The following is a 14,217-nucleotide window of genomic DNA, read 5'->3' on the forward strand; positions in this document are numbered from 1 at the left end:
TCAAGCCTGCCGGTTCAGCTCAGACCGTTCCCGTTCCGCCCATGATCCTGTGCCTGGAGCCGCGCATGCTGTTCGACGGCGCGGTGGCCGCGACCGTGGCCGACACCGCGACCGAGCACCCGGCAGCGGCCGAGGCCGCAGCGAACACCACCGCCGACAGCAATGCCGGCCAGGACAGTGCGCATGCCACCGCCGACATCACCCCCACCGGCCCTGCCGAGCCGGGCCAGACCGTGGTGTTCGTCGACGCACGGGTCAAGGACAGTGACAGCCTGATCGCCGGCGTGGCCGCCGGCACCGACGTGGTCAGGCTGGATGCCAGCCGCGAAGGCCTGCAACAGATTGCCGAGTACCTGGACGCGCACTCGGGCGTCAGCTCGGTGCAGATCATCGCTCACGGCAATGCCGGCGACCTGTGGCTGGGCAGCACCCACCTGTCGAGCGACAACCTCAACCAGTACAGCGGCGTGCTGGCGCAGATCGGCCAGGACATGAACGCCGGTGGCGATATCCTGATCTACGCCTGCAACACCGCCGAAGGCGAGGAGGGGCTCGATTTTGTCAACGCCCTGGCCATCAGCACCGGCCGCGACATCGCCGCGTCGAGCAACCGCACCGGCATGGGCGGCGACTGGAGCCTGGAAGTGGCCACCGGCAGCCTGGAGAGCACCAGTGCCCTCTCGCAGCAGGTCAGGGACGGTTACCAGTGGGGCCTGCAGACCCTGGTGGTCAGCAACTACGCCGACACCGGCAACAGCGCCTCGTTGCGCAACACCCTGGCCAGCGCCCAGGCCGGTGACATCATCACCTTCAGCACCCCCGGCGCGACGGTGCTGCTCGACAGCCAACTGACCATCAGCAAGAACATCACCCTCGATGGCGACCTGGACAACAACGGCACCGCTGACATTACGCTCGACGCCCAGTACAAGAGCCGCGTGCTGGAAGTGACCTCGGGCAGCACGGTGACGCTCGATGGCCTGGTCGTCACCAGGGGGCTGATTGCCGGTAATGGTGCCGACTTTCAAACCTTGCCTGCCTCATCTTTGGGGGCAGGGATTGCCAATAGTGGCAACCTGACACTCAATAACGTCACGGTGACAGCCAATGCCGCCTCGGGGGGCGGGGGGGCGAATCAACCCACTTCACCCTACCGTATTTACGGTAATGGTGGCGGTGGTGGTGGCGGTGTCAAGGGTGATACTGGACCTGGCATCGGGGGCGGTTCTGGCGGCAGTGACAGCTACGGTGATCCCGGAAGCCTTGGTGGCTCTGGAACCGGCGGCAAGGGCGGTACAACTAGGTTCTACTCTGCCTGGAGCGCATCCGGTGGTTCTACTACAGGCGGCGCAGGGGGGCAGTCTAATGGTCGTCTATATGCATCCGGTGGCACCGGTGGCTCGGCCAGCAGCGCGTCCATCAGGATTGGGGGCGGCGGCGGCGCCGTCGGTGGCTATCTGTCAGGCGGCGGCAAAGGCGGAGATGCCAATGGTGGCATCTTCAACAGCAGCGGGGCGGTGCTGACCATCATCGGTCGTTCGAGTATTACCGACAACGCCGGCGCCGGTGGGGGTGGCAGTGCCGGCGGCAGCACATACATCTATGACATGTATGAGCCCGACGACCCGAGATATGCTGCCGGCGCTGGCGGGCTTGGCGTCGGAGCGATCTGGAACGCCGGCACCCTCAATATCAATACCACCAGCTACGCAAGCATGACCGGTAACGATGGCGCTGGCGGTAACGGCGGCAAGGGAGGTGTCATCGGCGAGAGGTATGTAGCGCTTGACGGTGCCACCCCTGCAGGTGTGGACACGCTTCACAACCTGGGCACGCTGAACCTCGACTACGCCAGGGCCACCATTGCGCTGGCCGACAGCAGCTTGCAGGCGGGCCAGACCACGCAGGTGACCCTGACGTTCAGCGAGGCGGTGACCGGTTTCGACAGCAGCGACCTGGTGCTGGCCAACGGCACGCTTGGCCCGGTCAGCAGCACGGATGGCGGGATCACCTGGACCGCCACCTTCACCCCGGACGTGGACATCGACGACACCAGCAACGTCATCACCCTGGACCTGGCCAAGGTGCTGTTCGGCGGCACGGCGGGGACCGGCAATGCAAGTTCCGGCAACTACACTGTCGACACCCTGCGCCCGACAGTGGCCATCACCGTTGCTGATGCTGACCTGAAAGCCGGCGAAACGACCCGGGTGACCTTTGCCTTCAACGAGGCCGTCAGCGATTTGACCCTGGCCGACCTGACGGTGCAGAACGGCACGCTCAGCGCTGTGAGTAGCAGCGATGGCGGCCTGACCTGGACCGCGACCTTAACACCCGCCGCCAATGTGCAGACGGCCGCTAATCTGATCACCCTGAACAACACCGGTGTACTGGATGCGGCCGGCAATACGGGGGCGGGCAGCAGCACGGCCAGCTACGCGATCGACACCCTGGCGCCGACCGCGACCATCGCCGTGACCGACACGGCGCTCAAAAGTGGCCAGGCCACCACCGTGACCATCACCTTCAGCGAGGCGGTGACCGACTTTGATGTGACCGACCTGCTGGCGCCGGACGGCAGCGTGAGTGGGCTCGGCAGTGCCGACGGTGGCACCACCTGGACGGCGAGCTACACCCCGACCGACGACGTCATCGCCGTCGCCAGCACCCTTGTCCTCAACACTGCCCATATCAAAGACCTGGCGGGCAATACCGGCAGCGTGTCTGTGACCTCCAACAGCTTCAGCATTGACAGCCTGCGGCCGATCGCCAGCATTGTCATGGCCGACAGTGTGTTGAGTGTCGGTGAAAGCTCAACAGTCACCATCACCTTCAGTGAGGCGGTCAGCGGTTTCAGCAACGACGACCTGACCGTCGAGAATGGCACCCTGAGCGCGGTGAGCAGCGCCAATGGTGGCCTGACGTGGACGGCGACCTTCACCCCGACGGTCGATCTGCTCGACGCCAGCAATGTCATCAGCCTCACCAACGCTGGGATCAGCGATGCGGCTGGCAATACCGGCAGCGGCAGCACGGTATCGAATACCTACGTCATCGACACCCTACGGCCCACGGCAAGCATCGCGATGAGCGACCTGGCCTTGAAGGCTGGCGACAGCGCGACGGTGACCATTACCTTCAGCGAGGCGGTCAGCGGTTTCAGCAACGACGACCTGACGGTCGAGAACGGCACGCTCAGCGCGGTGAGCAGCAGTGACGGCGGCTTGACCTGGACGGCGACCTTCACCCCGGCGGTCGACCTGCTCGATGCCAGCAATGTCATCAGCCTGGACAACGCCGGTGTCCTTGATGCCGTCGGCAATGCTGGCAGCGGCAGCACGGCGTCCACCACTTACGTCATCGATACCCGGCGACCCACGGCGACGATCGCGATGAGTGATCTGGCCTTGACAGCCGGCGACACCGCGACAGTGACCATTATCTTCAGCGAGGCGGTCAGCGGTTTGAGCAACGACGACCTGACGGTCGAGAACGGCACGCTCAGCGCCGTGAGCAGCGGCGACGGCGGCCTGACCTGGACGGCGACCTTTACCCCGGCGGTCGATCTGCTCGATGCCAGCAATGTCATCAGCCTGAACACTGCCGGTGTGCTGGATGCCGCCGGCAATGCGGGCAGCGGGACCACGGCGTCCACGCCATACTTCATCGACACTGTGCGGCCAACGGCGAGCATCACGATGAGTGACCGGGCCTTGAAGGTCGGCGACACCGCCACTGTGACCATCACCTTCAGCGAGGCGGTCAGTGGCTTCAGCAATGCCGACCTGAGCGTGGCCAATGGCACCCTGAGTACCATGACCAGCGGCGATGGCGGTAGCACCTGGACTGCTGATTTCATCCCGGACACCAACATCGAGGCCACCGGCAACGTCATCACCCTGGCCAACAGCGGTGTGGTCAATGCAACCGGCAATGCCGGTGCAGGGACGACCGATTCGGCCAGCTACAGCGTCGACACCCTGGCCCCGACCGCGACCATTGTGATGCGCGACAGCGCGCTGATTGCCGGTGAAACCTCGCGGGTCACCCTCACCTTCAGCGAAGCGGTCAGCGATTTCAGCAACGACGACCTGAGCGTCGAGAGCGGCATCCTGAGTGCGGTGAGCAGCAGCGACGGCGGCCTGACGTGGACGGCGACCTTCACCCCGACGGCCGATCTGCTCGATGCCAGCAATGTCATCAGCCTGAACAATGCCGGCGTGCTTGATGCCGCCGGCAATGCCGGCAGCGGCACGACCGATTCTGACCGCTACGCCATCGACACGGTAAGGCCAACGGCAAGCATCACGATGAGCGACCGGGCCTTGAAGATCGGTGACACCGCCACTGTGACCATCACCTTCAGCGAGGCGGTCAGTGGCTTCAGCAATGCCGACCTGAGCGTGGCCAATGGCACCCTGGGTACCGCGACCAGCGGCGATGGCGGTATCACCTGGACTGCTGATTTCACCCCGAACACCAACATCGAGGCCACCGGCAACGTCATCACCCTGGCCAACAGCGGTGTGCTCAACGCAACCGGTAATGCCGGCACAGGCACGACCGGTTCGTCCAGCTACAGCATCGATACCCGGGCCCCGACCGCGACCATCGTGATGGCTGACAACGCGTTGGTTGTCGGTGAAACCTCACGGGTCACCATCACTTTCAGTGAAGCGGTCAGTGGGTTTACCAATGCCGACCTGAGCGTGGTCAACGGTACCCTGAGTGCCGTGGCCAGCACTGACGGCGGTCTGACCTGGACCGCCACTTTCACGCCAAAGGCTGCGACCAGCGACAGCTCCAACCTGATCAGCCTCAACCGGGCCGGGGTCACCGATGCCGTCGGCAATACCGGCAGTGGCACGACGGTGTCCAATAACTACGCCATTGACACCGTGCGCCCGACGGCCACCATCGTCGTGGCTGATTCAGCACTGAAAGCCGGCGAAACCTCGTTGGTGACCATCACCTTCAGTGAAGCGGTCAGTGGCTTTACCAATGCCGACCTGAGCGTGGCCAATGGCACCTTGAGTACCGTGACCAGCACCAATGGCGGGTTGACCTGGACTGCAACTTTCACACCTGCAAGCACGATCAGCGACAGCACCAACCTGATCAGCCTCACCAATACCGGCGTCAGCGATGCGGCCGGCAATACCGGCAGCGGCACCACGGTGTCCAATAACTATACCCTCGACACCGTGCGGCCCACGGCCACCATCGTGCTGGCCGATACGGCGCTGAAAGTCGGTGAAACTTCATTGGTGACCATCACCTTCAGCGAAGCGGTGAGCGGTTTCACCAACGCTGACTTGAGCGTGGCCAACGGCACTTTGAGCACCGTGACCAGTGCCAACGGTGGACTGACCTGGACCGCTACCTTTACGCCGAAAGCGGCGACCAGCGACAGCACCAACCTGATCAGCCTCAATAACGCCGGCGTCAGCGATGCGGCCGGCAATGCCGGCAGTGGCACCACGGTGTCCAACAACTACGCCATCGACATCCTGCGGCCAATGGCAAGCATCGAGATGAGTGACCTGGCCTTGAGGGCCGGCGACACCACGACAGTGACCATCATCTTCAGCGAGGCGGTCAACGGTTTTGGCAACGATGACCTGAGTGTCGAGAACGGTACGCTGAGTGCAGTGACCAGCCTTGACGGCGGCTTGACCTGGACGGCGACCTTCACCCCGGCGGCCGACGTGACCGATGCCAGTAACCTGATTGTTCTGAACAACGCCGGTGTGCTCGATGCTGCCGGCAATGCCGGCCGTGGAGGCACCACCTCCGATAGTTATGCCATCGACACCCTGCGGCCCACGGCCACCATCGTGCTGGCCGATACGGCGCTGAAAGCCGGTGAAACCTCATTGGTGACCATCACCTTCAGCGAAGCGGTGAGCGGTTTCACCAACGCTGACTTGAGCGTGGCCAACGGCACTTTGAGCACCGTGACCAGTGCCAACGGTGAATTGACCTGGACCGCTACCTTTACGCCAAAAGTGGCAATCAGCGACAGTACCAACCTGATCACCCTCAATCAGACCGGGGTCAGCGATACAGCCGGCAATATCGGCAGCGGCACGGCGGTGTCCACTAACTACGCTATCGACACCGTGCGGCCGACGGCGACCATTGTCGTAGCCGATACCTCCCTGAAAGCCGGCGAAACCTCATTGGTGACCATCACCTTCAGCGAAGCGGTGAGCGGTTTCACCAATGCTGACTTGAGCGTGGCCAACGGCACCTTGAGTACCGTAACCAGCGCTAACGGCGGGCTCACCTGGACCGCGACCCTGACACCCACCAGTGCGGTGACCGACAGCACCAACCTGATCAGCCTCAACAAGGCCGGGGTCAGCGATGCTGCCGGCAATGCGGGCAGCGGCAGCACGGTCTCCAATAACTACGCCATTCTTACCGTACGACCCACGGCCACCATCATCATGGCGGATACGGCCCTGAAAGCCGGCGAGACCTCGTTGGTGACCATCTCCTTCAGTGAGGCCGTCAGCGGCTTCACCAACGCCGACCTGAGCGTGGCCAATGGCACCTTGAGTGCCGTGACCAGCACCAACGGTGGCCTGACCTGGACCGCCACTTTCACGCCAAAGGCCGCGATCAGCGACAGCACCAACCTGATCAGCCTCAACCGGGCCGGTGTCAGCAATGCGGCGGGCAATGCCGGCAGCGGCACCACGGTATCCAGTAACTACGCCATCGACACGCTGCGGCCAACGGCGACCATCGCCATGAGTGACCTGGCCCTGAAAGCCGGCGAGACCTCATTGGTAACCATCACCTTCAACGAGGCCGTCAGCGGTTTCACCAATGCGGATCTGAGCGTGGCCAACGGCACTCTGAGTGCTGTGACCAGCACCAACGGTGGGCTGACCTGGACCGCGACGTTCACGCCAAATGCTGCGATCAGTGACAGCACTAACGTCATCAGCCTTAACAAGGCGGGTGTTATTGATGCGGCTGGCAATACCGGCAGCGGCATGACCCCATCCAGCAACTATGCCATCGACACCATAAGGCCGACGGCGAGCATCGTCGTGGCTGATTCAGCACTCAAAGTCGGCGAAACCTCGCGGGTGACCATCACCTTCAACGAGGCCGTCAGCGGCTTCACCAACGCCGACCTGAGCGTGGCCAACGGCACCTTGAGCACCGTGACCAGCACCAACGGTGGCCTGACCTGGACCGCCACTTTCACGCCAAAGGCCGCGATCAGCGACAGCACCAACCTGATCAGCCTCAACAAGGCCGGCGTCAGTGATGCGGCCGGCAATATCGGCAGCGGCACCACAGTGTCCAACAACTACGCCATCGACACCGTGCAGCCTGCGGCAACACGGGCCGTGTCCGGTTCGGTGCAAAGCTTTTCCAGCGGTGCCCTGACCCTGAACCAGCAACTGGACAGCATGAAGGCCGTGGAAAACAAGAAGTTGTTGGACCTGGCCCTGGCGTTGGGAAGCCTGGCGTAAGCGAGGCCGGTGTCTGATCGGTCGACTTGATACTCAGGGTGCCGCTCTGCAATGGGCGGCATCCATGAACACAGACCGTATCAAGCCTTGAGCCTGTCACGGTCGTCACTGCGCCGACCTGCTCTTGCCTCTGGTGAATTGAACTCTTCGCGTCCAAGCGGTCTTGTATAGCTCTGTCGACAGACGATGCCTTTGCGGAGCGACTATGAAGCCCCATGCCGAACTGCGCCTGTGCGCCGTGCCGTTGTGTGCAGGCCTGGTGTATGGCACGGCCAAAGGCCTGGCTCTGAGCTGGAACGCGAGCAATCTGTTCTCCGGGTTTCTGTTTGGCGTGGTCATCGCCATTGTGGTGGGTATTCCGCTGTTGCTCTGGGGTGACCGGCGTTTCGAGCGCTTCAAGAGTCGGCACCTGATCAGCGCGCTGCTCCAGAGCCTGGTGGCGGTGCTGTTGGCACGCAGTACCTGGCTGATGTGGGCCGTGGGTGGCCTGGCGCTGGGCGTGCTGTACACCGCCGTGGTCAGCGCCATCGAGCGTCTTGAAGTCCGCCCCAAGGGCGAGCGTTCCCGCTGGACGACGATTGTCGCCGTGCCCCTGTCAGGCGGCCTGGTTTTGGGCGGTGCGGCAGCGGTGCTGGCGCAAAGTGCCGGCATGTTCATGTTCTTCACCCTGGTCGGCACCTTGCTGAGCATGCTGTTCGGCTGGCCGGTGCTGTGGCTGATCGAACGCTTTTTCTCGACCCGCTGGCGCTATGTGCTCGGCGGCGGCATCAGCGGTGGGTTGATCTGGCTGGTGTTCGGGGCGCCGGTGATCGCCACCGACCCGCAGGCACTGGCCAACGTGCTGGGGCCGTGGAGCTTTCTACTGTCGTGGTTGATGGTGCCATTCCTGCTGCTCGGTCTGGTGGCAGGCGGCCTGTGTACACTGCTCGACCGTTTGCATGAGTGGCGAAAGCCTTCCCGTTGATTTCAGGAACCCCTGCACGCCATGAAAGATAGCGCCATTATCAACGTCCGCTTCGACGCCGACACCCTGTGCCTTGAGTGGGCCGACGGCCTGAGCCTGAACCAGCCGCTGACACGCTACAGCCGGCTGCAGGATGCCAGCCCGCAGGCGCGCGCCGGTTTTGAGGTTCTGGAGCAGGGCACTTCGGTAAGCTGGCCCGAGCTGGGCATCAAGGTCGAGGCCGTCGACTGGGTCTGGGAACACCTGTGCGATGCGGCCATGCAGCGCCTGCACGCCCTGGACTGGGACCTTGAGCGCCTGACGCCGGTGGGCCAGTCCATCGTCGCGCTCTGGCGCCTGGAAGCTGACGGCTACAATGGCGGCTTCCTGCAGTTTTTCTGCAACTGGGGTGATCAGACCTGCACCCTGGCCTTGCAGGCGCTGGCCGCCATCGGTGCGCACGAAAGCCATGCGGTGGTCAGCCGGCAGCGGCAATTGATCGCGCCCCTTGAAGACCATCCGCAACTTGAAACGCTTTGGGACATCATGCAGCTGCTCAGCGATGAGCAGCATGAAGTGATCAGTGGCGAGCTGGATGAACAGCTATGGAGTGCGATGGAGGAGGTGCCTGCTTTGGCGGCCAGGCATTTCTATCGTCGATAGCAGGCGGTTATCGAGTCATGGCTATTGCTCATTAGTGCTTATCAGCCTACCCCAATAGACTGGACAGACTCGAAGCCATAACGACAAGAAATCAGGAGCGTCATCCATGCAGGAGTCGTCAACGCTACAACGCCTGAGCCAGCAGGTCGGCAGCGACCATCTGATCACTGACCCGTACCACAAAGCCTGGTACTGCAAGGGGTTTCGCTACGGTCGTGGGGAGGCCCTTGCAGTGGTGTTGCCGCAGACCCTGGCGCAGTTGTGGCAGGTACTGAAAATCTGCCAGGAACAGGGCGTCATTATCCTGATGCAGGCGGCCAACACTGGCGTCACCGGCGGCTCGACCCCGCAGGGCAATGATTATGACCGACCGGTCGTGATTATCAGCACACGCCGGCTCAAGGGCATGCAGGTGATCGATGAGGCCCGGCAGATCATCGCCTTTCCGGGCAGCTCCCTGACTGAGCTGGAAGAGGGCCTCAAGCCCTTCGGCCGTGAGCCTCACTCGGTGATCGGCTCATCCTGCATCGGCGCTTCGGTGGTCGGCGGCATTTGCAACAACTCCGGCGGCTCGCTGTTGCAAAGGGGCCCGGCCTTTACCGAAAAGTCCCTGTTTGCGCGAATCAACGAAGACGGCAGCCTGGCGCTGGTCAACCACCTGGGCATCGAACTGGGCGATACGCCCGAGCAGATGATCGATAACCTGGAGGCAGGGCGTTATACCACCGGGAGCGCCAGCGACTGGACGGGTAAAATCTGGGCCGACGATTATGCGGCAGTGATCAAGGACGTCGACGCCCCGACGCCGGCTCGCTTCAACGGCAACCCGCAGTACCTGCATGAAAGTGCCGGCTGTGCGGGCAAGGTCATTGTATTTGCGGTGCGGCTGGCCACCTTCGAGGCGGTAAAGGCCCAGGACACTTTCTATATCGGCACCCACGATGAACAGGAACTGCTGCAACTGCGGCGCTTTCTGATCGAGCACCTCGATCACTTGCCGATCCAGGCCGAGTACATCGACCACAATGCCTTTCGCCTGACCCTGCGGTATGCGCGGCACATGTACCTGGCGATCAAGCGCCTGGGGCCTTCTGCGTTGCCGGGCCTCATGCAGAAAAAGGCGCTGTGGGACACCCGGGTGAAACGTCTGAGGGTGCTGCCGGCCAATCTGGTCGACCGCTTGATCCAGTGGGGCAACCGGGTGGTGCCGGCCACGGTGGCGCCGCGCCTGATGGCGTTTCACCAGCGTTTCGAGCACCACCTGATGATCAAGGTCGACCGTGCCGACGGGCCACAGTTGAATAGCCTGTTAGCGTCGTTTTTTGCCGAGCGCCGCGGTGACTGGTTCCATTGCAGCGAGGCCGAACAGGCCGATGCCTTCCTGGTTCGCTTCGCGGTGGGCGGCACGCCGGTGTTCTATTGCGATTACTACCGTATCGACAGCGACAGCCGGCTGATCTCGCTGGATGTGGCGCTGCGGCGCAACGACGACCAGTGGATGATCCAGTTGCCGCCGGCATTGGCTGCGCAGGTTCAGGAGCAGAGCTGCTGCGGCCACTTCTTTTGCCTGGTTAACCACCAGGACTACATCCTCAAGCCCGGCGTTGACGGCGTAGCGTTCAAGGCGGCGGTGCTGGCGCATCTGGACCAGCGCGGGGCCCGGTACCCGGCCGAACACAATATCGGCCACCTGTACCACGCCTCAGAGGCGCATCGGCAGCATTTTCATGCACTGGACCCGACCAATAGCTGCAATCCGGGCATCGGCAAGACCAGCAAACGCAAGGACTGGGCATGAAGGCCCGGCTTTTTCGTGGCTGAAACCACGCTCTTCAACAAAATAACTTACTGATTTTATTGAATATTAAATTCACTCTTGTAGGAGCGCGCTTGCCCGCGACCGAGTGCGCAGCGCTCGCAAAAATCTCGGAAACGCTGAAAATTTACGACTGCTACGCAGCCGGTCGCGGGCAAGCGCGCTCCTACCACCGCCCCATGTTTGCTGCGCGACAGGGTGTCGGGGTCAGTGCGAATGCCTGGGAATTCCGCCGCTGCGGGCGATGATGCGCATGTGCAGGGTCGCCGGTTCCAGACAGCCGCCGGTGGACAGTTGCCCGACCAGTTGCCGGTAGAGCGCCTGCCAGGGCGTTTGCGAGGCCGGAATGTTCGGTGTCCAGGCGGCGCGGCGGCGCTCCATTTCCTGTTCGTCGATCAGCAGGTTGACCGAGCGGGCATTGAGGTCCACACGCAGCACGTCGTGGGTCTGCAACAACGCCAGGCCGCCGCCAACGGCCGCTTCAGGTGACATGTTGAGAATCGACGGGCTGGCTGACGTACCGCTCTGACGACCGTCCCCCAGGCAGGGCAGGGAGGTGATGCCTTGCTTGATCAGCGCCTTGGGCGGGTCCATGTTGACCACTTCCGCACTGCCTGGATAACCCACGGTGCCGGCGCCGCGGATCACCAGGATGCAGCGCTCGTCGATGTCCAGGCTCGGGTCGTCGATACGGGCGTGATAGTCCTCAGGCCCTTCAAAGACAATGGCGCGTGCCTCGAAGCTGTTCTCGGCGCCCGGCTCGGACAAGTAGGTCTTGCGAAACGCTTCGCCCACCACCGACATCTTCATGATGGCGCTGTCGAAGAAGTTGCCGCTCAAGACGATAAACCCCGCACTGTGCTTGAGCGGTTGGTCGTAAGGCAGGATCACGTCGGTGTTGCTGGTCACCGTCGCAGCGACGATCTCGCCGATGCATTGGCCGCTGACCGTGGCACAGTGTTCGTGCAGGCGTCCGGCCTTTTGCAGTTCGTGCATCACCGCCGGCACACCGCCTGCACGATGGAAGCCTTCACCCAGGTATTTGCCGGCCGGCATGCAGTTGACCAGCAGCGGAATGTCCACGCCAATGCGCTGCCAGTCTTCCAGATTCAATTCGACGCCCATGTGCCGGGCGATGGCGATCAGGTGCGGCGGGCAGTTGCTGGAGGCGCCCAAGGCCGAGGCGACGGCAATGGCATTCTCGAAGGCCTCCCGGGTCATGATCTGCGAGGGACGCACGTCCTGCATCACCAGTTCGCAAATGCGCTTGCCGGTGGCATAGGCCATCTGCCCCCGTTCGCGGTAGGGGGCGGGAATGCTCGCGCAGCCCGGCAGCGACATGCCCAGCGCTTCGGCAATCGCATTCATCGACAGAGCGGTGCCCATGGTGTTGCAGTGACCCACCGAAGGCGACGCCGCCGTGGTCATTTCCATGAAGCCTTCGTAATCGATCTCGCCGGCGGCCATCAGTTTGCGGGCATGCCACAACACCGTGCCCGAGCCGATCAACTCGCCCTTGTGGTGCCCGTCCAGCATGGGGCCGCCCGACAGCACAATAGCCGGCAGGTCCGTGGTGGCGGCTGCCATCAGGCAGGCAGGCGTGGTCTTGTCGCAGCCGGTGGTCAGCACCACCCCGTCGAGCGGGTAGCCATGCAGGATTTCGACCAGCCCCAGGTACGCCAGGTTACGGTCCAGCGCCGCAGTGGGGCGCCGGCTCTGTTCGGCAATCGGGTGCACCGGGAATTCCATGGGGATGCCACCGGCATCGCGAATGCCGGCCTTGACCCGTTGCGCCAGTTCGATGTGATGCCGGTTGCACGGTGTCAGGTCGCTGCCGGTCTGGGCAATGCCGATGATCGGGCGTCCCGATTGCAATTCACTGCGGGTCAGGCCGTAGTTCATGTAGCGCTCGACATACAGGGCGGTCATGTCGGCGTGGTCGGGGTCATCAAACCAGAGCTGGCTGCGCAGCGGGCGCTTGGAGGGGGTCATGGTGGTGTTCTCTTTATTGTTGGGGGCAATCGTCGGGCCGGTGGTCGCCGAACCGCGACGGAGTCTAGCGCTGTTGAGGGCCTGGCAACTGCCGGGCACTCAGGTTACGCAGCAGCGCGCCGACCCCGAAGGTCCAGGGCGCGGCCGCATCGCTGGTGGTAACCGTATTGCGCAGGCTGCCCAGCAACGGGCTGCTGATGCACACCTGGTCACCTGGCTTGTGGGTAAAGCCGGCACCCGGGTGATCGCGGTCTTCGGTGGGCGCAAACAAGGTGCCGAGAAACAGTACGAAACCGTCAGGATACTGGTGGCAGGCATTGAGCGTCTGGCGGGCAAGGTCCTGCGGGTCGCGACTGATCTGGTCCATGGAACTGGAACCGCGCAACTGGTAGCCCTCAGGGCCGCTGACCTGCAAGTCGACGACGCAGGTGCGCACCGCGTCCAGGTCGAAGTGTTCGTCGAACAGGCGAATGAACGGGCCAATGGCGCAGGAGGCGTTGTTGTCCTTGGCCTTGCCCAGCAACAGCGCACTGCGGCCTTCAACGTCACGCAGGTTGACGTCGTTGCCCAGCGTGGCGCCGTGAATCTGCCCGCGACTGTTGACGGCCAGCACCACTTCCGGCTCGGGGTTGTTCCATTGCGAGCCTGGATGAATACCGATCTCGCTGGCGCTGCCGACCGCCGACAGGATGGGCGCCTTGGTGAATATTTCGGCATCCGGGCCAATGCCCACTTCGAGGTATTGCGACCACATGCCCTGTTCGATCAGCAGGGTCTTGAGCCGCAGGGCGGCGTCGGAACCGGGCTTGACGGCCCGCAGGTTGTCGCCGATGGCCGTCCGTACAATGGCCCGCACGTTTTCAGCCCTGGCAGCGTCACCGCCGGCTTTTTCTTCGATGACCCGCTCGATCATGCTGGCAGCGAAGGTCACGCCCGCCGCCTTGATCACTTGCAAGTCGATGGGTGCCAGCAGGAAGGGCTGTCCGGGGTCGGCGTGTGTGCCGGTATTGGCCAGGAGTGCTTCGACGCTGGTAATGAACCGGCCCGGTGTGGTGCGCACCGCTTCAAGGGGTGCGTCGAGCTCCAGCAGTTCGCTGAGCGTGGCAAAACGCTCGGACAGATCGAAAACACCGTCCGCGCGCAGCACGACAGGCGAAGGGCCGGCAATCGGCCCCGGAATCCAGGCACGACCGATCAGGGTCGCGCGTTCAGCGTCCTCGGGCAGGGTGTTTTGCAGGGTCAGTCGAGTCGACATGATGGGTGTTCCTGATTCATGAAGGCTTCACGCTAGGGGGAGGCGTGGATAA

General features: G+C 63.1%; 6 protein-coding genes. 4 read left to right on the plus strand and 2 right to left on the minus strand.

Annotated features, from left to right (window positions below):
- The first annotated feature begins 65 nt into the window (after positions 1 to 65).
- The 4 genes from DGA31_RS16410 to dld all read left to right on the plus strand — a co-directional run bounded on the left by DGA31_RS16410 (position 66) and on the right by dld (position 10,900).
- Entirely contained in the window at positions 66 to 7,496 is a 7,431-nt protein-coding gene (locus DGA31_RS16410; protein WP_241509607.1) for an Ig-like domain-containing protein, read from the plus strand.
- Between the two features lie 205 nt (positions 7,497 to 7,701).
- Positions 7,702 to 8,460 (plus strand): hypothetical protein, encoded by a 759-nt coding sequence (locus tag DGA31_RS16415; protein WP_109513275.1) that lies wholly within the window; start codon positions 7,702 to 7,704, stop codon positions 8,458 to 8,460.
- A 21-nt stretch (positions 8,461 to 8,481) separates the two neighbouring features.
- A complete protein-coding gene (locus tag DGA31_RS16420) occupies positions 8,482 to 9,102 on the plus strand; it encodes a DMP19 family protein (protein WP_109513276.1) in 621 nt (206 codons plus the stop codon).
- A 106-nt stretch (positions 9,103 to 9,208) separates the two neighbouring features.
- The gene (gene dld, locus DGA31_RS16425) at positions 9,209 to 10,900 is read left to right on the plus strand and encodes a D-lactate dehydrogenase (RefSeq protein WP_109513277.1); all 1,692 of its coding nucleotides are present in this window, start codon (positions 9,209 to 9,211) and stop codon (positions 10,898 to 10,900) included.
- Between the two features lie 225 nt (positions 10,901 to 11,125).
- Here dld and DGA31_RS16430 read toward each other — a convergent pair whose 3' ends face one another.
- Positions 11,126 to 12,910 (minus strand): IlvD/Edd family dehydratase, encoded by a 1,785-nt coding sequence (locus DGA31_RS16430; protein ID WP_109513278.1) that lies wholly within the window; start codon positions 12,908 to 12,910, stop codon positions 11,126 to 11,128.
- A gap of 64 nt (positions 12,911 to 12,974) precedes the next feature.
- Positions 12,975 to 14,165 (minus strand): fumarylacetoacetate hydrolase family protein, encoded by a 1,191-nt coding sequence (locus DGA31_RS16435; RefSeq protein WP_109513279.1) that lies wholly within the window; start codon positions 14,163 to 14,165, stop codon positions 12,975 to 12,977.
- Between the last annotated feature and the right edge of the window lie 52 nt (positions 14,166 to 14,217).

The organism is Pseudomonas ovata (genome assembly GCF_003131185.1).
Lineage (GTDB): Bacteria > Pseudomonadota > Gammaproteobacteria > Pseudomonadales > Pseudomonadaceae > Aquipseudomonas > Aquipseudomonas ovata.

What these genes read in the sequence shown, in the direction of transcription:
- dld (WP_109513277.1), top strand. Translation starts at nt 9,209, where the DNA reads ATGCAGGAGTCGTCAACGCTACAACGCCTGAGCCAGCAGGTCGGCAGC.
- DGA31_RS16435 (WP_109513279.1), bottom strand. Translation starts at nt 14,165, where the DNA reads ATGTCGACTCGACTGACCCTGCAAAACACCCTGCCCGAGGACGCTGAA.
- DGA31_RS16410 (WP_241509607.1), top strand. Translation starts at nt 66, where the DNA reads ATGCTGTTCGACGGCGCGGTGGCCGCGACCGTGGCCGACACCGCGACC.
- DGA31_RS16420 (WP_109513276.1), top strand. Translation starts at nt 8,482, where the DNA reads ATGAAAGATAGCGCCATTATCAACGTCCGCTTCGACGCCGACACCCTG.
- DGA31_RS16415 (WP_109513275.1), top strand. Translation starts at nt 7,702, where the DNA reads ATGAAGCCCCATGCCGAACTGCGCCTGTGCGCCGTGCCGTTGTGTGCA.
- DGA31_RS16430 (WP_109513278.1), bottom strand. Translation starts at nt 12,910, where the DNA reads ATGACCCCCTCCAAGCGCCCGCTGCGCAGCCAGCTCTGGTTTGATGAC.